This window comes from Pseudomonas sp. P5_B2, assembly GCF_056400445.1.
The window spans coordinates 1-1,044 of the sequence record NZ_JBFULH010001073.1 but is presented as its reverse complement, the minus strand read 5'-3'; the positions used below and the strand labels follow the sequence as shown (position 1 = coordinate 1,044).

General features: G+C 57.5%; 2 protein-coding genes. Both read right to left on the bottom strand.

Annotated elements, in window-relative coordinates; all coding sequences use genetic code 11:
• A partial coding sequence (locus AC1DRJ_RS29255) for an isocitrate lyase/PEP mutase family protein (RefSeq protein WP_477805195.1) occupies positions 1-644 on the bottom strand: 644 nt, incomplete at its 3' end.
• Between the two features lie 206 nt (positions 645-850).
• Positions 851-1,044, bottom strand: a 194-nt coding sequence (locus tag AC1DRJ_RS29250) for a hypothetical protein (RefSeq protein ID WP_477805194.1), incomplete at its 5' end; no start/stop codon positions are given.

Here is a 1,044-nt window from a genome sequence, read left to right as displayed (position 1 = left end):
GGGTTGCCATAGGTGACCAGCATCAGCGGCACGCTCAGGTGTTCGGCGATTTTTTCCAGTTGGTCGAAGTCCTGCACGCCCACCATGCAGATCCCGTCTGCGCCGGCGGCCTGGTATTGCTGGGTGCGGTTGATGATTTCCTGGACGGGCAGGATGCCGGCGTTGGTGCGGGCGATGATCGCCATTTCCGAATCAACCCGGGCTTCCAGCGCTGCGCGGATCTTGCCGACGCCTTCCGCGACACCGATCAGGTCGGTGGATTTACGGCCGAATTGCGCGGGCAACAAGGTGTCTTCGATGGTCAGTGCGGAGATGCCGGCGCGTTCGAGTTCGACGATGGTGCGCATCACATTGAGCGCATTGCCGTAGCCATGGTCGGCGTCGGCGATGACCGGCAATTGCGCGACACGGCCGATGCGTGTGGCCTGTTCGGCGAACTCGCTGAGGGTGATCAACGCAAAGTCGGGGGCGCCCAGCACCTGCAACGATGCGACGGAGCCGCCCAGGATCCCCACTTCAAAACCCAGGTCAGCCGCAATGCGGGCCGACATCGGGTCGAAGACCGAGGCCGTGTGGTAGCAGGTGTTGGAAGCGAACAGTTCGCGAAAGTTACGGCGCAAATCTTGATGGGAAAGCCTGGACATACGAGTTCCACCACTGCAAGGGGAATGGAAGGGCTTGAGCAAAAGTGTCAACGCCGAAGGAACAAAAGGCTATCACGCGGGCGGGGGAAGAATGATGACGAATTTGCAGCGGCACGGGTCTTTTTAGATCAGTAACGCCAATGAATCCAAAAAAGCTGCAGACTTTGTCAGTCTGCAGCCTTGTTGATGGGTTTAGCGAACGTGTTTCAGTTTTGGACCTCCACGCTCCAGAATTGCTTGATTTCGTGGATATTGCCCACGTTGTAACGAGGCAGGAAGTTCAGGCACGCGTCCACTTGGGTAGTCTTGACCGGTGTGTTGATCACGTTGGTACCTGCACGCAACAGCGGGGTTTCATTCCAGTTCTTCATCGGCTTTTTCATAGGTATTTCCTTTGGTC